Genomic DNA, 19730 nt, shown 5'->3' on the forward strand with positions numbered 1-19730 from the left:
AGTCCAACCCAGAGGGTCGTATGGCCCTCTGGGACCACCTCAAGGAACTTAAGAACCGGCTCATTAAAGCTGGCATCGGGATTATTCTCGGTGCCGTTGCTGGGTGGTTCCTTTATGATCCGGTGGTTAACAGTCTTTCGGACCCACTGATCAGGATTGCGGCGGAGTCTCACCGCACAGCGGTGTTGAACTTTGCCTCCGTAGCTTCGCCATTCGATTTTAAGATTCGAATCGCGATCCAAATTGGTTTGGTGATCTCCAGCCCCATCTGGATCTACCAAATCTGGGGATTTATCACCCCTGGTCTGACCAAAAAAGAACGCGGCTACTCGCTTGGTTTTATGGCCGCAGCTGTGCCTCTCTTTTTGACCGGTGTGTTCGTGGCTTGGACCGTTATCCCCACTGTGGTTCGTGCCTTGCTGCAATTCACTCCCCAGAACGGTGCTAACAACGTTGACGCCTCTGAGTACCTGACCTTTGCCACCCACATGCTCCTCTTTTTGGGCATCGCCTTCTTGGTGCCTGTGGTGCTCGTCGGTGTCAACATGGCAGGCATAGTTTCGGGACGAACCATTTTGAAATCTTGGCGCATCACTGTATTTCTGGTGTTTGTCCTGGCGGCCGTCGCCGCTCCTGGTGCCGACGCCCTATCCATGTTTATGTTGGCCGGACCGCTTTTGATTCTCTTTTTTGCTGCCATCGGCCTGTGCATTATCAACGACAAACGCCGTGCAGCACGTGTGGCCAAGGCGCAGCAAGAGTCAGACGCCACTGCAGATATTGCCACGCCATTGCAGGATCTGGAGAACCTCTAGGCCTACGGCTATTAGGCTGGAAGTATGTCATCACCATCGGAGACTTTCTCGCCGTCCCAACGATACGAAGCGGCGGCCAAGAGACAAGAGATGGCACGCACCAAAGTTGGACAATTTGCGTCCACTCTTGAGTTTGCCTTGGACGATTTTCAGCTCAAGGCCTGCCAGTCCCTTGAAGCGGGCAGGGGAGTGCTCGTTGCTGCTCCCACCGGGGCCGGAAAAACAATTGTTGGCGAATTCGCCATCTACTTGGCGCTAGAACGCGGGCTGAAGGCGTTTTACACCACTCCCATCAAAGCCCTGAGTAACCAGAAGTTCACAGAGCTCGGCGCCAAATACGGGATTGAAAATGTAGGTTTGCTCACCGGCGACACGAACATCAACAGTGACGCACCGGTGGTGGTCATGACCACTGAAGTTCTGCGCAATATGCTCTACGCCGGTTCAGAGGCTCTCGATGACTTGGGCTACGTGGTGATGGATGAAGTCCACTATCTCGCTGACCGATTCCGTGGTGCAGTGTGGGAAGAAGTCATCATCCACTTACCCACAGAGGTCCAACTTGCCTCGTTGAGCGCCACCGTTTCTAACGCTGAAGAATTTGGCGCATGGCTAGATACCGTGCGCGGTGATACTGACGTGATTGTCTCTGAAACGCGCCCAGTGCCCTTGTGGCAACACGTGATGGTGGGCAAAGAAGTTGTAGACCTGTTTGGGACCGATACCCCCTTTGACGAGGTAGCGCCAACGGGCCCGGCCATCGATTCGAAAACTACATCAGAAGACGTTAAAGACCGTTTTGTAGTCAATCCGGAATTGCTCAAAATGGCCCGGAATGAAACGCAGATGAACCACCGTGGCCGCTTTGGTCATGGCGGACGGAGCCGGCGCCAGCAAGATCGGCAGAACCGCTACAAACAAAGCAACATTTCAGGGCAGGAGCAGCGCAGCCCCGTTCGCCGTGCCACACGCCCACAGATTGTGGCCAGCCTAGACCGCCAAAACTTACTACCCGCTATCAGCTTTATTTTCTCCCGCGCAGCTTGCGACGCAGCTGTAGAACAGTGTGTAGCTGCTAATTTATGGCTCACTACAGAGCGTGAGCAACAAATTATTGCTTCAAGAGTAGATGAGGCTGCCCAGGAGATTCCTTCAGATGACCTAGACGTCCTTGGCTTTTGGGGATGGCGCGAGGGCCTGCTGCGCGGAATCGCCGCACACCACGCTGGGATGTTGCCAACCTTTAAGGAAGTCGTCGAGAAACTCTTTGCCGACAACCTCGTGAAGTTGGTTTATGCCACGGAGACCCTCGCGCTCGGCGTTAATATGCCAGCCCGCACGGTGATTCTGGAAAAGCTCGAGAAATACAACGGCGAAGCGCATGTGAACATCACAGCGGGGGAGTACACGCAGCTGACCGGCCGTGCGGGCAGGCGAGGGATCGACGTTGAAGGTCACGCGGTTGTTCTATGGCAGCCTGGCACGGATCCCACCGCGGTGGCTGGTTTGGCCTCTCGCCGTACCTATCCACTGAACTCGAGCTTCCGCCCCACTTACAACATGAGTATCAACCTCATTGCACAGTTTGGTAGGCCACGAGCGCGCGAAATATTGGAATCCTCCTTTGCCCAGTTCCAAGCTGACCGCTCAGTCGTAGGTTTGGCCCGGCAGGTGCGTAGCCGCGAAGAATCGTTGGCCGGTTACGAAAAATCCATGACCTGCCATCTGGGTGATTTCAGCGAGTACTCCAAACTTCGCCGTGATCTCTCGGATCTTGAGAACGGTGCCTCCAAGGTCAACAATCGGATGAAAAAGTCTCTGATTGATGATTCACTCACCCGTCTGATGCCGGGGGACGTGATAGACATTCCGCACGGAAAAAACGCTGGTGTCGCCGTCGTTCTTAACGCTGACTTTAATGCTCGGGAACCGCGGCCCGCCGTCCTTACGGCGGACCACCAATTGCGCCGGATTGGCTTTCAGGACCTCGACGCCCCCGTTACCCCCATTTTCACGGTCCGGATATCCAAGTCGTTTAACGCTAAATCTCCCAAGGATCGGCGCGACCTTGCTTCAGCGGTTCGTAACGGCTTGCGCGAGCGTCCGGACCAGGAAAAGCGCCGTAAGCCCCGGAGCCAATACGCCTTTGCTGATGGTCTTGCAGACACCGAGCAGAAGATCGTCGCACTTCGCAAGCAGCTGCGCCAGCATCCTTGCCATGCGTGCGCCGAACGCGAAGACCACGCGCGTTGGGCGGAGCGCTGGTGGAAGTTGCGCCGCGAGACTGACACGCTGGTCCGGCAAATTCAGGGACGGACAAACACCATTGCCCGCACTTTCGACCGTGTTTGTGACGTTCTGACCCGTTACGAATACTTGGTCACGGACGACGCCGGCAAAGTCACCATAAGTGCCGAAGGTGCGAGTCTGCGCCGCATTTACGGTGAGAAGGATTTGCTTATCTCCCAGTCGATCCGGCACGGCGCATTCGACGATGTTGACGCCCATGAGCTTGCCGCACTGGCGAGCGTTATGGTTTACCAAGCCAAGCGCGAAGAGCGCGGTATGCGGCCAAAGATGCCCAGCGTTTCACTTGAATCGGCAGTGGACGTGGTGGTCCGGGAATGGTCAATGCTTGAAGACGTCGAAGAGCGCAATAAGCTGCCGTTAACGAGCGAACCCGAGCTCGGTTTGGTGTGGCCCATTTTTAAGTGGTCCAAGGGCCGGCACCTGCTCGAAGTTCTCAAAGGCACCGAATTAGCTGCTGGGGACTTTGTGCGTTGGGTCAAACAAGTTATTGACCTCTTGGACCAGCTGGCAAAGGTGCCAGGCATTGACGACCGTTTGCACCGATTGTGCAAAGAGGCCATCCGAAATTTGCGACGTGGCGTAGTGGCCTACTCCGCTGTCGCGTAACCGATCATTGGCCCGTCCAATTATGCACCAACGAGAAAGACTGTAAATGAGCACCCCTACGCCTGCCCGGAATCTCACCTTGTACCGGAACGGATCCGTCTATTCAGCAGCTGACCCCTTTGCTTCGGCGATGCTTGTGGATGGTGACACCGTCGCGTGGATTGGCTCCGAACAAGCCGCCACATCCATTGCCGACTCTACGATGCACATTGTGGATTTGCAGGGTGCACTTGTTACCCCGGGTTTTGTTGATTCTCACGTGCATCTGACTGAGACAGGCGCAGCGCTGGCCAGCCTAAACCTCGCAGAAATCGGCTCCGCGCAAGAGCTTCTCGCCACCATTGAGGCCGGAGCTACTGCGAACGGTTCAGCTGTGCTCTTGGGTCACTCGTGGGACAATTCAGCCTGGCGTGATCATACCTTACCTACTTCGGAGCAATTAGCGCGCGCCGCCGGTGGCAAGGACTTCTATCTCACTCGCGTTGATGTTCATTCAGCGCTGGTGTCCCAGAAACTCGCTGAACAATCAGGGGCAACTTCACTGCCCGGCTGGGATGCTGTTCACTCACTCGTCACCCGCGAAGCTCATGCTGCTGTACGTCCCTTGGCCCGAAAATTTGCGCCTAGTCAGCTACAAGAGTTTCAGCGCGCTGCCCTCCACGAAGCTTCACGCAATGGCTACGTAGCCTTGGCCGAAATGTCCTCACCACAAATAGCGGGCATGGATGACTTCCGCTTAGCTACGTCATGGACCAGCCAAGCTACAGCCACACCCTCGGTTTACGGATATTGGGGCCAATTAGTGTCCACCGAAGCCCAGGCTCGCGAACTTGTAGAGGCACTCGGTTCCAAGGTTCGCGGCCTTGCAGGCGACTTGAATATGGACGGAGCTCTAGGTTCCCGCACGGCTGCGCTACGGACCGACTACGCCGACGCTGCGGGGGAGAGGGGCGCCGCTTATCTCAATGTGGAACAAGCTGCACAACATTTGGCTGCCTGCACACAAGCTGGCCTCCAAGGTGGATTCCACATGATCGGGGATGCCGCGTTGGACACAGCCCTCGAAGCCTTGGACAGAGTAGCTACGCAGCTTGGAGGCGGAGCCGTCCGGGCCGCCGCCCATCGCTTTGAACATGTAGAAATGGCTGACGCGCAGGCGATCGAACGCCTTGCTGCCCATTCAGTTACGGTGAGCGCCCAGCCTTCCTTCGATGCAACATGGGGAAGCGCGGACGGTATGTACGCTCAGCGTTTGGGTGAACGCCACGTTGGGATGAATCCTTTCGCTTCGATGTTCCGCGCCGGAGTGCCACTAGCTTTTGGTAGCGATTCACCGGTCACCGCTTTGCGCCCCTGGGACAGTATTCGTGCATGCTTGAACCACAACACCGCCTCAGAACGTATTTCTGCGCGAGCAGCATTTATTGGCCACACTCGTGCTGGTTGGCGGGCATTACGTGAATCAAATCCCTTGCTGGGACAGTTGGTCCCTGGTGCGCCAGCCAGCTTCGCCGTGTGGGAAGTGGAAGAACTGATGGTTCAGGTAGCCGACGAGCGCGTTCAATCGTGGAGTACCGATCCGCGTGCGCGTACACCCCTCTTGCCTGCACTCGATGGTGACGCAGAACCGATCTGTCTACAGACTGTGGCCAACGGTACGGAAATTTACTCTGCTGAACAGCTCGATTCCGCAGGAAATCATGAGGCATCCAAATGGCTCTGAACTGGGCCGATAAGAGTTATCCCAGTTCAGTGCATGGTTGACATGACTGTCACAGCACGTAGCATATTTGTTCAACGGGTTCCCGCGAGATGATCGTAGGAACTTGGCCACTCGCATCACTCGGGGCTACGTATTTTTCTCATATTCCTGCTGATGTAGCGGCACTTTAGGGCAGGTCCCACGGCAGCAGAAAACAGTTTCCCGGCTTTGGCTGGGCTCTTACTGGCCCGAAGCCGTGTGGGCCTGCCCTCTTTTAGTAAAATTTTCCATTGCTAATCTCACCTATAATGGAGAGTTGCGCCGCTTGCCGCCGGTTTTTCGACTGGGCTGCTGTGGCGCGAATATCGACCGCTCCTGCCAGGAAGGGCCACCGCGTGCGCGTACTGACCATCATTCCGACCTTCAACGAACTCGAATCGTTGCCAAAAACATTGGGCCGATTGCGTGCCGCCGTTCCGGCGTCGGATGTTCTGGTTGTAGACGACAACAGCCCTGACGGTACCGGGCAATTGGCAGATTCCTTGGCTGCAGAAGACAGCCAAGTCCATGTCCTGCACCGAAAAGGTAAAGAGGGGCTGGGCGCCGCCTACATCGCAGGCTTTAAGTGGGGGCTCGAAGCTGGCTACGACGTACTGGTTGAAATGGATGCAGATGGCTCTCACAAGCCTGAACAGCTGCCCTTACTCCTAGACGCCGTTGAGCAGGGGGCAGACCTTGCCATCGGATCTCGGTGGGTCAAGGGCGGCTCCGTAGTGAACTGGCCCTTGTACCGTCAACTGATCTCTCGCGCGGGCAGCACCTACGCCCGTTTGATGCTTGGCATGGGCATCAAGGACATCACGGCCGGCTTCAAGGCATTTCGGCGGACAACGCTGGAAGCAATTGGTCTGGACCAAGTTGCCTCAGTTGGTTACGGCTTTCAAGTAGACCTGAAATGGCGTACCGCAAAGCTCGGGCTGAAGATCGTAGAAGTACCGGTGACTTTTGTAGAGCGAGAATTTGGCTCTTCCAAGATGAGCGGCAACATTGTTGTTGAAGCCATGATCAACGTCACAAAGTGGGGTCTGGCCGATCGTTGGAAGCGCTTGAACAAGCGAAGCAACAAAGCTTAGATCTAGCACAAGACTAAAAGAGCGGGCTGGCACCATATGGTGCCAGCCCGCTCTTTTAGTCCCCAGCCTCTTAGCCAAAGACGTTAAACGTTCTGCTCAGGAAAAACCCCTAGGCGGAGGTACGCTCGCCGCGACGTTCGCGCAAGATATCAAGACGGTCCTGAAGGATGGTCTCGAGCTCTTCCAAACTACGACGCTCAAGCAGCATGTCCCAGTGAGTACGGACAGCCTTCTCATTGCCGTCCGTGGGCTTCTCGCCATCAACCAGCAGAGCCTCTTTGCCCGTCTTAGATGTCCAGACCGGCGGGATCTCAGCTTCCGCGGCAAAGGTCACAAAAACTTGCTCACCATCTGCACAGCGGTACTCAATGCGCTGGCGTGGAGCTGGCTCAACGCCGGACTCGGTCTCCATGCTCTGGGCGCCAAGTCGCATTCCTCGCAGGCTGCGGTCGCTCATATTTACTCCCTCATGTTGATGTGCGCGTTAGCTCAAACCGCGCAGGTGTTGCAGCTCAGACCGCATCTCGGCCTGCAAAACAACACCAAAATTCTTGCATTTAAAACAACGGTGGACGCTGTCCTTTTGTTCCGCGTAGTTGATCTAGGCGGACAAAGACTTAATCATACCGTTCTTAGAACTGATTTTCAGTTCCAGGGCCCGCTTCGGTAGGCGGTGTTGCCGGTGGAGTGGGAACTGTTGCCGGCCGAACCGGGGTGGGGGAGGCTTCGACGTCGGGCGTTTCGGTTTCTGAACCAAAGTCGAAACCGGGCTTGCCGCCTAAGGCGCTGCCAATTCCCTTGAGTGCTTCGCCCACCTCGCTGGGAATGATCCACAGCTTGTTGGAAGTACCTTCAGCCAATTTCGGTAGGGTCTGCAAGTACTGATAAGCGAGAAGCTTCTGGTCTGGTTTGCCCTTGTGAATGGCGTCGAAGACCTTCTGAATGGCCTGCGACTCACCGTCGGCTCGGAGGATCGCTGCTTTCGCGTCACCTTCGGCCTTAAGAATGGCTGCTTGGCGTTGACCTTCAGCGGTAAGGATCGCGGACTGCTTGGTACCTTCAGCGGTAAGAATCGCCGCACGGCGGTCACGCTCGGCACGCATCTGCTTCTCCATCGAGTCCTGGATGGAGTGGGGCGGATCAATGGCCTTGAGCTCAACACGGGAAACGCGAATGCCCCAACGGCCAGTGGCTTCATCAAGAACACCACGCAACTGACCGTTGATCTGGTCTCGAGACGTGAGCGCTTCTTCAAGGTTTAGGCCACCAACAACGTTACGCAGCGTAGTGGTGGTTAACTGCTCCACGGCCTGGATGTAGTTGGCGATCTCGTAGGTGGCTGCGCGCGGGTCGGTGACCTGGAAGTAGACCACTGTGTCAATTGAGACCACGAGGTTATCTTCTGTGATCACCGGCTGCGGCGGGAAGGAGACTACTTGTTCGCGAAGATCCAAAAGCGGCAGCAAGCGGTCAACAAAAGGAATCAGGACGGTAAGACCTGGGTTCAAAGTGCGCTGGTACTTACCCAAACGCTCCACCACACCAGCACGTGCTTGGGGAATAATGCGGACTGAGCGGACAAGTACTATGACCACCACAATGACGAATACCAACAGCACCACGGTGAGCGCGGTGCCTCCTGCTGTGTCCATACGTTTTTCTCTCCCCTGGTTGAATAACGAAATCTAGTGGTTGTTGTGCGCGCTGCCTGGAGCTGCGGGAATAACCACCGCGGTGGCTCCCTCAATGGCAGAGACCAGCGCCCGTTGACCCGGTTCTAGTTGAGGACCAGCGCTCCTGGCGCTCCACGTATCGCCACCAATTTTGATCAAGCCGCCGTGCTCGCTGACGCTTTCGATGATCACTGCTTCCAGACCAATCAGACGATCAACGTTACTGAGCTGCTCAGTTGGGCTTTTGCGGAGGTGGCGCAGGGCGATGGGCCGTACGAGGGCGATCATCAAGAGTGAGATCAAGCAGAAAATAATGACTTCGAGCCACAGCGGGGCCCCAAGGAAGTCGCTAATCAGCGCAGCAATGGCGCCGCCGCCGAGCATAATAAAAAACAAGTCGAGGGTAAGCATTTCTACTGCGGCACAAATCAAGAAAACAGTGAGCCATAACGCCCACCAGTTATTGCCGAGCCATTCAAACATCACTTCCCCCTAGATTTTAGGTGCAATGCGTGACTGCCGGTTGGAGCCGCGTTGCACCTGTTAAACATCCTAGCCGGATGCGGGCTCTGAATCTGGGAGCGGAAGATACGTACTGATAACAAACTCAGCATGCACGGTGGTGCTAGATTCCAACCGTCGTGTCAGTTCCTCGGCCCGCGAATCGTCCAAATGGTGGCCTGCCGGACCCATGCGGGCCAGATCTACAGTTTGGGCTGGTGAGAGCTCTAGGGGAATGCAAAGTTCCTCGCGAGACTGCAAGCTGAATGCCTGGTTCATGGTGGTGTCAAGGCGTTTGAGTTTGTCGTGTTCAATCCCTAACAGGTCCGCGGCCTGCGCTATTTCACGCAGGTGATTCGGCCCCGGTGTAACTACCACCAAGATTCCATCAGTTCGGAGGACACGAGCAAACTCACTCGCGTTGCGTGGCGCGAACACCACCATCACCATGTCCACGCTGGCTGCCTCAAGGGGGAGTGGCTGCCAGATGTCCCACACCACGTTGGCCGCTTGCGGGTTTAGCCTGGCAGCTCTGCGAAGGGCGAACTTTGAAATGTCCAAGGCAACGGCCGTTGCGGCGTGGTTCTGGAACACTTTGTGCAGATAGTAGCCAGTGCCGGTTCCAGCGTCCAAAACTACTGGTGTGTGATCAACGGTGATTGGCACTTTGGTAGCAATTCGCTGTGCGAGCTCTTGATAGTGCCCTGCTTCAAGAAAGTTTGCCCGGGCTGCAGCCATCACCGCAGAATCTGCAGCGAACGCAGTGCCTTTCCCGGTAAGAAAATTAACGTATCCCTGTTTTGCTAGGTCAAACCGGTGCCCGGAGCCGCAGCTCAGTGAGCTCTCCTCCGTTTCGGCGGAGAATCTTGCTCCGCAGAGTGGGCACAGCAGGAGTGAGAACGCAGTGGAGGGCATGGTTTATATCCTAGAAGCCCAGTGAGGCTCGCGCAGTATCAAAACCTAGTTCGGCCCACTGCCCGTATTGGGAGTCAGCACACAAGGAACGAATAGAACAGCGGTCTATGTAGAGGGTGCCGTTCAGGTGGTCCGTCTCGTGTTGGACGATTCTCGCTTGCCAACCGTTGAACGATGCCTTCTGCTGGCGCCCCTGAACATCGAAGTAATCGAGTTGAACGTCCACGGCTCGCTTCACAACTGCTTGAAGCCCTCGCACTGAGAGGCAACCTTCGTAGTGTTCGGCGTAGTCACCGCTGGTGGCTGTGTACTGTGGATTTACGACGGCGAAGAAGTCCAGCGGGTGCCGCGACCGCGCGGCAACAGCCTCCGGACCGACGTCGAACTTGTCTTCCAAAACAGCCAGCCGCAAAGGCACTCCGATCTGTGGTGCTGCGAGGCCCACGCCGGGGGCGTTGTGCATCACTTGGCGCATGATGTCGATCAAAGCGCCCAATTCTTCAGAAGTGAGTTGGCCATCAAACGGCAAACTCTGCTGGCGCAGTGCTGGATGTCCCACTTGCACGATCGGTGGCAATGCCTCTGCTTCGAGGATGGGCAGTACAAGTGAGCGGACTTGCTCAGGAGTGAACGCAGAGACTGGTGCGGCTGGGTGAGGTGATGAGTCAAAGGAGGACATGCATGGATTTTAGCCTTGCACTAGGCTTCACAGCATGACTGAACTGTCTCCGTTGGAGCTCGCAACGAAATTTGTCCAGGCCATGGAAGCCGGCGCAGGAGCCGAAGAGATTCGCCCACTCTTGGCTGAGGACTTTATTCTCACTGAGTGGCCCCACGCGCTTAATCCTGAGGGCGGAACGCGGAATCTTGAGCAGACTCTTTCCGGCGCCGAACAAGCTCATCAAGTGGTGTCTGAACAGAGTTACAGAATTAAACGCTCCACTGTTCAAGGCGAACGGGTAGTACTGGAAATTGAGTGGAGTGCCACAGCCATGATGGACCTCAATTTTTGGAATACCGGGCAAAAAATGCGCGCCCGAGTGATCTCCATCTTCGAAGTAAAAAACGGACAAATTCAGAGTCAAGATAGCTACGACTGTTACTTCACCAATGACCACCCCGAGCCTGTGATCGACCTTGGTGATTTGTCATGGCTGAGTTAAAACAAATTTCTAGCCGATCCACGCGACGGAGTGCCACTAAGCATGAGTAAGAGTTCCAACGCAGCGGAGCTCGCTTCCGCCGATTCCCACAACATCATTCGTGTAGAAGGTGCTCGGGAGAACAATCTCAAGAACATCAGCGTTGAGCTACCAAAACGCCGCCTAACGGTGTTCACCGGGGTTTCTGGGTCAGGGAAGAGCTCCCTGGTCTTTGCAACTATCGCTGCTGAGTCTCAGCGGATGATTAATGAGACATACAGTTCCTTTGTCCAGGGTTTTATGCCGAGTCTCGCGAGGCCCGAAGTGGACCATCTTGAGGGCCTGACCACTGCAATCATCGTTGACCAAGAACGGCTAGGTGCTAATCCACGCTCCACCGTGGGTACCGCCACGGACGCCCATGCGATGCTGCGAATTCTATTCAGTCGTCTGGGCAAGCCATTTGTTGGACCGCCCACCGCGTTCTCCTTTAACGTTCCCACTCGCCGTGCAGGCGGAGTTATGAGCACGGAGAAGGCTGGCCGCGTTGAGAAACACGTGGTGAAAGACGCTGTATACCTCGGAGGCATGTGCCCACGCTGTGAGGGTATGGGCAATGTCAGCGACATTGATCTCACGGCCCTCTACGACGATTCTCTATCTCTCCAAGAAGGAGCGCTCACTGTTCCCGGCTATTCCATGGATGGCTGGTACGGGCGGCTCTTCGAGGGCATGGGTCTGCCCATGGACAAACCGATCGCCAGCTTCACCAAGCGGCAGCTGGAAACCATGCTGTATTCAGAGCCCACCAAGATCAAAGTTGAGGGCGTTAACCTCACCTTTGAAGGCATCATCCCTAAGATCCAGAAGTCGATGCTGTCTAAGGACCCGGAGGCTATGCAGCCTCACGTACGTCGCTTTGTTGAACGGGCTGTGACCTTCCAACAATGCCCAGAGTGCGGCGGTACCCGTCTCACCAAGGACGTCCTTGGTTCCAAGATCCAGGGCAAGAACATTGCCGAACTGTGTTCCATGCAGATCAGTGATCTGGCAGAGTGGATGCGCCAGATTGATGAGCTGTCGGTGGCGCCTTTAGTCCGTGGGCTGCAGCACTTGCTGGATTCATTCGCTGAAATTGGTTTGGGTTACCTGTCACTGGATCGGCCCGCTGGGACTCTGTCCGGCGGCGAGGCGCAGCGCACCAAAATGATCCGCCATTTGGGGTCCTCGCTAACGGATGTCACGTACGTTTTTGATGAACCCTCTATTGGCCTACATCCGCACGATATTGAGCGGATGAATAACCTTTTGCTGCAGCTACGGGACAAAGGCAACACTGTCTTGGTAGTGGAGCACAAGCCCGAAATGATCGGCATTGCCGACCATGTGGTGGATCTGGGGCCCGGTGCAGGTACTTCTGGCGGAACCATTTGCTACGAGGGAACAGTTGACGGGTTGCGGGGGAGTGACACTATCACTGGCCGGCACCTTGATGACCGTGCCAGCTTTAAGGCCTCGGTACGCAAGTCCAAGAGTGTGCTTGAGGTACGCGGGGCCAAGGAACACAACCTCAAAGACGTCTCAGTGGACATTCCTCTGGGTGTGCTCACGGTGGTGACCGGTGTTGCAGGTTCCGGCAAGAGCTCTTTGATTCACGGATCGGTTGCCGGCCGCGATGGCGTCGTGGTGATTGATCAAACGGCTATCAAGGGCTCACGGCCCAGTAACCCGGCCACCTACACCGGCCTACTCGAGCCGATTCGCAAAGCGTTTGCCAAGGCCAATGGCGTGAAACCTGCACTGTTCAGTTCAAATTCCGAGGGGGCCTGCCCCACCTGCAATGGTGCCGGGGTCATCTATACAGAACTCGGCGTTATGGCGACAGTTGAATCGGTGTGTGAAGAGTGCGAAGGCCGCCGCTTTCAGGCGTCTGTGTTGGAGTACAGACTCGGTGAGCGCAACATCGCTGAGGTGCTGGCGATGGGCGTTAGTGAAGCATTGGACTTTTTTTGCGGGGGAGAGGCGGCGTTACCTGCGGCTCAGAAGATTCTGGAGCGGCTCAAAGACGTTGGCCTAGGTTACCTGTCACTCGGTCAAGCTCTCACCACGCTATCGGGTGGTGAGCGCCAAAGACTTAAGCTGGCTACGCAGATGGCTGAGAAAGGCGAGGTCTATATCCTTGACGAACCCACCACGGGCCTGCACCTAGCCGACGTCGAGCAGCTCTTAGGGCTCTTGGACCGACTGGTTAATTCGGGCAAGTCTGTAGTGGTGATTGAACACCACCAAGCAGTGATGGCACATGCCGACTGGATCATCGATCTGGGTCCAGGTGCAGGTCATGAGGGCGGCCAGGTGGTGTTCGAAGGCACGCCTGAGGATCTAGCGAACGGCGGCGGGACCCTCACCGGGCGCCACCTTGCCGCTTATGTTGGGAAGCGAATCAATTAGAACTCGAACTCGTCAGTCTTCGGGATGCAGGCTCGCATCAGCATCTGTAAAGCGCCAAAAGCAAATTGCGCAGAACAGGTGGCGTCGTCCACGAACCTGATGTCCAGTCGATGTCACCCCTCCTGCACACCTCACACTAACGCCGATAATCTACATTATGTAAAGTAAGGTCAAGTTGGGACTCCCTCACTTGATTTCAACACTTGCTTTCGGGCAGTTTCGGCGTAGACCTCCCGCTCGCGATCGCCCGTCGATGTTCACGCCATCAGCTACGCTGACGTTGATCACATGCAGAGGAAACTCTTTGGGGGAAAAATGAATGACGTAGTTTTATCCGTGATTTTTGCAGCCATCTTTTTCTACATCCTGTATGGCGTCATCCGAGCGGCAACTAGGGACGGCATTATTGCGGCACGTAAGGCGGCAGCAGCTGACTCCCGGAGTGATCGCAGGGCCGATCACGACCAGCCCGCATCTTGACGGCTGGCCTTCACCAGGCCACGGGTACCTCCGCTCTGAGGCGTCGGCATTGATAGGAACTGGTGATTTGGCGTGGCAGCGTGCATCGGAAGAAGTGCTCTTGTGGAAGGTCAAAACACGTTTGACCAAGAGCTCGTCAGCGGCATTAGATCCAAGACGTCCGCAGAACGAGCGCGCTTGCTCAGACGGCGACAAAACAATCCTGGCGGCCGTAATCGTCTGAGAGAACTCGATCGCAGCATCCATCAGCTGACACCCAACTCGCAGGTGGGACGTGCAAAAGTACATTGGGCTTGTCCCCCGCGTGTCTGCACACGCATCGGTCTAGAACACCGCCGAACAACAACCGCCTACTACAACTCCACCTGCGAGTTGTTTGTCAGTCCGGAGAACTAGCCTGCCATTCGTTTAGCCAATGCCATCGTGTCACCTGTCTGCTGTAGTTACCCGGTGTAATCGGCGCCATTACGCGTTGTGACGGTGCCGCTGACATTCCATGCGGCTGTGGTGGTGGCGGAAAATCACGCGCTCAGCATAAGCTTGCCCGCGGCGTTCATTTCATTGGCCTTCTTTTCGCCTCACCATCTCGTTGATCCACAAAGGCGCAAAGGGCGAAGTGCAATTGGGGGGCGTCGGATAATCTCGCAAAACGCCAAGTCTCTCGCCAATTGTTAGGGCCCGCTCACGCAACGCGGTGTGCTCAATACCAATCTGCGCCAAGGTGTGATTCATCGCCCACTGCAAACGCTCCGGAGCAGCACCCATCCGAGCTTCAATCTCATCCAACAGTCCGGGCAAATCCAGACCCTCCGATGATTTGACCACCCGTTCGCTAGTCAGTGCCCAGCCCGCACTTTCCACTACGGGATCATGATCCCCGCGCCAGCGCAGCCGAAGGTCCTCCACGTGGGGACTCTTTTTAACGATGTAGTTCACCAGCCAGTCGTGCACCTTAGGCGCGGCAGCTTCGCGCAGCATTGAGTCCAACTGCTGAGCCGAAAAGTCCTTTGGTTTAGCCATAAGAATTGCGAGCAGCCGCGAAGCCACGTCCCCGGTCCCCCACAATTCAGTAACCAGCCCTGGCTGCCCTTTGAACTTCTTGGCAAGGGTCCGCAACGCCGTGAGATTTACTCCGTGATCATCACCGCGGCGCAAATTGGCTTCACGAACCTTCGGATTCTGCAGAACGTCAAGTTGCGCTTGAACGTCCTCTAGTAGAGCTTCAGTCATCAGAGTTCCCTTCTAGGCCTGCACTCCAAGATATCCGAGTGAGCAGAACCACATCCGGAATACCAACCGCGCGGGTTTAGTTGCATAAGTGAAAAGAATTATTACGGAAGGTACTTCATGCTGTTTACTCCCCTTACCTTAGGTGAGATTAGTCTCTCCAACAGAGTTGTTATGGCTCCGCTAACTCGCTCCCGCACCGACGTTGACGGAGTTCCGAACGACTTGCTGGTGGAACACTACAAACAGCGTGCTTCGATTGGTCTTATTGTCACTGAAGGCACGTACCCCAGCCAAGCAGGCCGCGGCTTTGTTGGACAGCCCGGTTTGGTGACTGACGAGCAGCTCGCGGGTTGGGCCCGCGTCACCGAGGCAGTCCACGCCGAAGGCGGCAAGATTGTGGCTCAAGTTATGCATGCTGGCCGTGTCACTCACCCTGACACCAATGGCGGCCTCGACGTCGTTGCACCCAGTGCCATTGCTGTTCAGGGTGAGACGCGCACTTACAAAGGAAAGCAGCCATACACGGTCCCTGTCGCCCTCACTCAAGAGGGAATCTCTCAAGTCATCAATGACTTTGTGACGGCCTCAAAGGCCGCCATCAATGCAGGATTCGACGGCGTGGAGATGCACTCCGCCAACGGTTACCTCCTACACGAATTTTTAGCACCGTCTTCCAACCACCGCGATGACATTTACGGTGGATCCCCGGAAAACCGCGCCCGCTTCGTCATCGAACTGACCAAAGCAGTGGTTGCAGCCGTTGGCGCTGAGAAAGTGGGCATCCGCATCTCCCCCGCCCACAACATTCAGGGCGCCGTCGAAGCTGACCTAGAAGATTTGCGCGCCACGTACCTGCACCTGGTCAATGAAATCGCACCCCTGGGGTTGGCTTACTTGAGCGTCCTCCATGCTGAGCCAGCTGCTGAACTTGTCCAAGAGCTGCGCTCCAACTTCGGCGGTCCATTCTTGGTCAATAGCGGTTTTTCTACCATCACCACCGCAGAAGAGGCCCGGGAAATCGTTTCGACCGGTCTCGCCGATGCAGTGGTTGTTGGCCGTCCGGCGATTGCCAATCCGGATTTGCCTCGTCGTTGGCAGGAAAACCTTCCGCTCAACGAACCGGACTTCAGTACTTTCTACACACCCGGCGCTAAGGGCTACACGGATTACCCCTTCTACCAAGGCTAAACCTCAAGCTAGTTAGTTCTCCAGGCACTCCGTAGCCATGTTTTGGCGGTCAGGTCTTTTGGCCTCCGAAACATGGCTACGCTGTTTGGGTGACTTCTTATTCTTCCAACAAGACCCATGCAATTTACGCTGGAATCGCTGATGCAGTGCTCATTCTGTTGTTCGCAGCCTTGGGCCGCAGCGCCCATGAGCACTCCGAAACTTTTTTTGGCATTGTTGCCACCGCATGGCCATTTCTCCTTGGTGCCGTTCTAGCTTGGGTAGTGCTCGGCATCTGGAAGAAGCCATTGCGAATCTGGAGCAATGGCGTATTTCTCGTGGTGATCACAGTCGCTGTGGGTATGGTCTTGCGCGTCCTTACCGGAGCCGGTACAGCTGTGGCGTTCATCATCGTCGCGCTCGTCTCATTGGCAGTATTCCTCTTGGGACACCGGGCCATCGCGTTACTAATTCTGCGACTACGCGGGCGTTCGAATCGCTGACTAGTCAGAACTAGTGGACTAAGCTTTCTGCACAAGCACTGCAATCGATTTTCCCGAGAGGTAACCGTGATCACCGCATTTGTTTTGATCAAGACTGAAGCAGCCCATATCCCTGAGGCGGCTGAAGAAATCGCCGCCCTCGAAGGCATCAGTGAGGTCTACTCAGTCACTGGCGAGTGGGATTTAATTGCGGTTGCGCGGGTTAAGCGCCACGAGGACCTTGCTGACGTCATTGCCGACCGTCTTTCTAAGGTCCCGGCAGTGGTTCACACCACCACCCACATCTCTTTCCGCTCGTATTCCAAACACGATCTTGAAGCGGCGTTTTCACTGGGTCTAGACGGCTAGTCTTCGCCGCTTTGCCCTTAACCGTTAGTCGGCACTTGCCGCTATCCAGTTCTGCAGCACATTTTCTGCAGCGCCTGAGTCGATTGATTCGACGGCGCGAACCATCCCCGCCGCGAGTCTGTCCAACAACGGGCCGTTGTGGTCCGGATCTGCAGCGACCAAACCTGCAGCGGTATTGAGGACGACGGCGTCACGCACCGGGCCAGACTCCCCCGCCAGTGTCCGGCGTACTATGGCCGCATTCGATTCAGCGTCTGAGCCCCGCAGCGCATCCACGCTGGCAAGTTCGATCCCCAAATCGCGGGGATCGATGACCGTTGAAGTCACGTGGCCGTTGCGTACTTCCCACACTTGGGATGTGGTCGAGGTGGTGAATTTATCCCGCCCGTCGCCGCCGCGAATAACCAATGCCCTAATCCCCCGCTGAGCCAATACACCAGCCATCTTGGGAGCCATGGATTCGTTGGCCACGCCCAACGCTTGTGCTGCAACGCCGGCAGGGTTCGCCAAGGGACCTAAGACGTTGAAAGCAGTTGGGACGCCGATCTCCCGCCGAGGAACCGCGGCGAATCGCATCGACGGGTGGAAAACCTGCGCGAAACAGAAGGTGATACCCGTGGCGTTAAACACTTCCACCACCTTCGCGATGGGCTGATCCAGGCGGACACCGAGTGCCTCTATAACGTCGGCCGAACCGGACTTGGTGGAAGCCCCACGATTTCCGTGTTTGACCACTTTTGCGCCAGCACCTACGGCGACTAAGGAAGACATGGTGGAGATGTTAACCGTTTCAAGGCCGTCACCGCCAGTACCAACAATGTCCAAGGTCTCCCCTGGGATGGTGATGGCGTTCGCTTGCGCCAACATGGCGTTGACCATACCCGTCAGCTCATCAACTGTCTCACCCTTGGCTCGAAGACCAACCAAGAACGCAGAAATCTGTGCTGGCGACGCCGCGCCGGTCATGATTTCTTCCATGGCCCACTGGGCGGCGCTCACCGGCAAGTCCTTCGACTCAATGAGGGCGGAAATCACCGTAGGCCAGCTGGAGGGAACTTGCTGTACTTCTGCTTCGTTGGTCACACATAGATGCTATCGAGGCACAGGTTGATCTGCCCAATGTGTTGAGCAGAAGAAACTTTTCCGCGCAATTTCGCGACTTTGTAGAAAAAGTCGGCAGAAACGCGTCTTTGCATTGGGCACAGGCGACTTTTATAGACATAATGTCTATGTGACATCCGCGACCCATGCCCCCAGTACCCCGGCGCACCCGACGCTGAACCGACCCAACATGGTTTCCGTAGGAACCGTTGTGTGGCTGTCTAGTGAATTGATGTTCTTCGCAGGACTCTTTGCTATGTACTTCACACTCCGTTCTACTTCCGGTGAACTTTGGGCGGAAGAAACCTTGAAGTTGAACTTCCCGTTCGCTTTGGTTAACACGATCGTCCTGGTAGCCAGTTCCTTCACTTGCCAGATGGGCGTTTTCGCCGCTGAGCGACTTCAACCCCGCCGCACCGGTGGCCCTCTGCAGTTTGCGCGCTGGGGCATGACCGAGTGGTTCGTACTCACCTTCATCATGGGGGCCTTCTTCGTTGCAGGCCAGACCACTGAGTACGCAATGCTCGTCTCTGAGCACATTACTCTGTCGGCCAACGCCTATGGCTCTGCTTTCTACATGACCACCGGCTTCCACGGTTTGCACGTGATCGGCGGTCTAGTGGCCTTCTTGTTCATCATCGGACGCGCATTTGCGGCCAAGAAGTTCGGTCACTTCGAAGCAACCTCGGCAATCGTTGTCTCGTACTACTGGCACTTCGTAGACGTTGTGTGGATCGGCCTGTTCTTGGTCATCTACGTTTTGAAGTAGAAGCACAGTTTTATGTACGCCCACTCAATTTTCACACCGGTTTCACCAACCGGCGCAGGATCGAATAAAGGAACCACCAAGTGAAGGCACTTTCGCAAAAGCGACGTCATCCACTGGCAGCAATGGCACTGCTGCTTATGGGTCTGCTGATTACTGGTGGGCTTTATGCGGCCGCAACCACTGTCAACCAAGCCAAGGCTGAAACTCAGAGCTACAGCGCTGCGGACACCGAAGAGGGTCAAAAAATCTTCGCCGCAAACTGTGCGACGTGTCACGGCATGGGTGCTAGCGGAACCAAAGACGGACCATCATTGGTCGGTGTTGGCGCTGCTGCTGTCGACTTCCAGGTTGGTACCGGCCGTATGCCCATGCAGTTGAATGGCCCGCAGGCACAGAAGAAGCCGCGCCAGTTCAATGACGAGCAGACCAAGCAGCTCGCCGCTTACGTTGCTTCGTTGGCCCCCGGCCCCTCCGTCCCCGATGCTTCGGCGCTCGACGAAAAGGGCGATGCTGCCAAGGGTGGAGAGTTGTTCCGCGTGAACTGCGCCATGTGCCACAACGCTGCCGCTGCCGGTGGTGCTCTGACTCGAGGTAAGTTCGCTCCGTCTCTTGCCGGTGTTTCTGGTCAGCACATTTACGAAGCAATGGCCACCGGCCCACAGAACATGCCCGTATTCAGCGACGCAAACATCTCCCCTGAAGGCAAACGCGACATCATCACCTTCCTGAAGCAGATCGAAGCTAACGGCTCCCCTGGTGGAAACGACCTCGGCGCCTTGGGCCCGGTATCCGAGGGCTTGTTTGTTTGGGTCGCTGGTCTGGGCGTAGTTATTGCGTTCACCATCTGGCTGACGTCTCGCACGTCCTAGATGTATCGCGAACAC

At 56.1% G+C, this 19730-nt stretch carries 19 protein-coding genes; 12 read left to right on the plus strand and 7 right to left on the minus strand.

Annotated features, from left to right (window positions below):
* The first annotated feature begins 20 nt into the window (after positions 1-20).
* The 4 genes from tatC (at position 21) to ACQQCD_RS04170 (ending at position 6566) form a co-directional block, all read left to right on the plus strand.
* Entirely contained in the window at positions 21-815 is a 795-nt protein-coding gene (tatC, locus tag ACQQCD_RS04155) for a twin-arginine translocase subunit TatC (RefSeq protein WP_430267285.1), read from the plus strand.
* 24 nt (positions 816-839) lie between these two features.
* Positions 840-3731, plus strand: a complete 2892-nt coding sequence (locus tag ACQQCD_RS04160; protein ID WP_430267144.1) for a DEAD/DEAH box helicase — start codon at positions 840-842, stop codon at positions 3729-3731.
* 46 nt (positions 3732-3777) lie between these two features.
* Positions 3778-5454: an amidohydrolase gene (locus tag ACQQCD_RS04165; protein ID WP_430267145.1), complete on the plus strand. Its 1677-nt coding sequence runs from the start codon at positions 3778-3780 to the stop codon at positions 5452-5454.
* A gap of 374 nt (positions 5455-5828) precedes the next feature.
* On the plus strand, positions 5829-6566 hold the full coding sequence (locus ACQQCD_RS04170; protein ID WP_430267146.1) for a polyprenol monophosphomannose synthase: 738 nt from the start codon (positions 5829-5831) through the stop codon (positions 6564-6566).
* A gap of 109 nt (positions 6567-6675) precedes the next feature.
* Here ACQQCD_RS04170 and ACQQCD_RS04175 read toward each other — a convergent pair whose 3' ends face one another.
* The 5 genes from ACQQCD_RS04175 to ACQQCD_RS04195 all read right to left on the minus strand — a co-directional run bounded on the left by ACQQCD_RS04175 (position 6676) and on the right by ACQQCD_RS04195 (position 10334).
* Positions 6676-7023, minus strand: coding sequence for an RNA polymerase-binding protein RbpA (locus tag ACQQCD_RS04175; RefSeq protein ID WP_430267147.1), 348 nt, complete (start codon positions 7021-7023; stop codon positions 6676-6678).
* Positions 7024-7198: 175 nt separating this feature from the next.
* A complete protein-coding gene (locus tag ACQQCD_RS04180) occupies positions 7199-8218 on the minus strand; it encodes an SPFH domain-containing protein (protein ID WP_430267148.1) in 1020 nt (339 codons plus the stop codon).
* A gap of 33 nt (positions 8219-8251) precedes the next feature.
* Complete coding sequence (locus ACQQCD_RS04185) at positions 8252-8722, minus strand: NfeD family protein (protein ID WP_430267286.1); 471 nt, start codon at positions 8720-8722, stop codon at positions 8252-8254.
* Between the two features lie 69 nt (positions 8723-8791).
* On the minus strand, positions 8792-9655 hold the full coding sequence (locus ACQQCD_RS04190; RefSeq protein WP_430267149.1) for a putative RNA methyltransferase: 864 nt from the start codon (positions 9653-9655) through the stop codon (positions 8792-8794).
* A 10-nt stretch (positions 9656-9665) separates the two neighbouring features.
* Complete coding sequence (locus tag ACQQCD_RS04195) at positions 9666-10334, minus strand: peptide deformylase (protein ID WP_430267150.1); 669 nt, start codon at positions 10332-10334, stop codon at positions 9666-9668.
* Positions 10335-10368: 34 nt separating this feature from the next.
* On the opposite strand from ACQQCD_RS04195, the gene ACQQCD_RS04200 reads away from it, so the two are divergent.
* The 3 genes from ACQQCD_RS04200 to ACQQCD_RS04210 all read left to right on the plus strand — a co-directional run bounded on the left by ACQQCD_RS04200 (position 10369) and on the right by ACQQCD_RS04210 (position 13728).
* Positions 10369-10818, plus strand: a complete 450-nt coding sequence (locus ACQQCD_RS04200) for a nuclear transport factor 2 family protein (RefSeq protein ID WP_430267151.1) — start codon at positions 10369-10371, stop codon at positions 10816-10818.
* Between the two features lie 42 nt (positions 10819-10860).
* Positions 10861-13248, plus strand: a complete 2388-nt coding sequence (locus ACQQCD_RS04205) for an ATP-binding cassette domain-containing protein (RefSeq protein WP_430267152.1) — start codon at positions 10861-10863, stop codon at positions 13246-13248.
* A 315-nt stretch (positions 13249-13563) separates the two neighbouring features.
* Positions 13564-13728, plus strand: a complete 165-nt coding sequence (locus ACQQCD_RS04210) for a hypothetical protein (RefSeq protein ID WP_430267153.1) — start codon at positions 13564-13566, stop codon at positions 13726-13728.
* Positions 13729-14286: 558 nt separating this feature from the next.
* Here ACQQCD_RS04210 and ACQQCD_RS04215 read toward each other — a convergent pair.
* Positions 14287-14958: a DNA alkylation repair protein gene (locus tag ACQQCD_RS04215; protein WP_430267154.1), complete on the minus strand. Its 672-nt coding sequence runs from the start codon at positions 14956-14958 to the stop codon at positions 14287-14289.
* Positions 14959-15075: 117 nt separating this feature from the next.
* Between ACQQCD_RS04215 and ACQQCD_RS04220 the strand changes: the two genes are divergently transcribed.
* The 3 genes from ACQQCD_RS04220 to ACQQCD_RS04230 all read left to right on the plus strand — a co-directional run bounded on the left by ACQQCD_RS04220 (position 15076) and on the right by ACQQCD_RS04230 (position 16976).
* Entirely contained in the window at positions 15076-16146 is a 1071-nt protein-coding gene (locus ACQQCD_RS04220) for an alkene reductase (RefSeq protein ID WP_430267155.1), read from the plus strand.
* Positions 16147-16235: 89 nt separating this feature from the next.
* A complete protein-coding gene (locus ACQQCD_RS04225; protein WP_430267156.1) occupies positions 16236-16628 on the plus strand; it encodes a DUF3054 domain-containing protein in 393 nt (130 codons plus the stop codon).
* 66 nt (positions 16629-16694) lie between these two features.
* Positions 16695-16976: an Lrp/AsnC family transcriptional regulator gene (locus tag ACQQCD_RS04230; protein ID WP_430267157.1), complete on the plus strand. Its 282-nt coding sequence runs from the start codon at positions 16695-16697 to the stop codon at positions 16974-16976.
* A 24-nt stretch (positions 16977-17000) separates the two neighbouring features.
* On the opposite strand, the gene trpD is transcribed toward ACQQCD_RS04230, so the two are convergent.
* A complete protein-coding gene (gene trpD, locus ACQQCD_RS04235; RefSeq protein WP_430267158.1) occupies positions 17001-18059 on the minus strand; it encodes an anthranilate phosphoribosyltransferase in 1059 nt (352 codons plus the stop codon).
* A gap of 148 nt (positions 18060-18207) precedes the next feature.
* Between trpD and ctaE the strand changes: the two genes are divergently transcribed.
* A complete protein-coding gene (gene ctaE, locus ACQQCD_RS04240; RefSeq protein WP_430267159.1) occupies positions 18208-18846 on the plus strand; it encodes an aa3-type cytochrome oxidase subunit III in 639 nt (212 codons plus the stop codon).
* An 80-nt stretch (positions 18847-18926) separates the two neighbouring features.
* Positions 18927-19715, plus strand: coding sequence for a cytochrome bc1 complex diheme cytochrome c subunit (qcrC, locus tag ACQQCD_RS04245; RefSeq protein ID WP_430267160.1), 789 nt, complete (start codon positions 18927-18929; stop codon positions 19713-19715).
* Positions 19716-19730 lie beyond the last annotated feature (15 nt).

The organism is Pseudarthrobacter sp. J1763 (assembly GCF_050490295.1).
Taxonomy (GTDB): domain Bacteria; phylum Actinomycetota; class Actinomycetes; order Actinomycetales; family Micrococcaceae; genus JBNPEO01.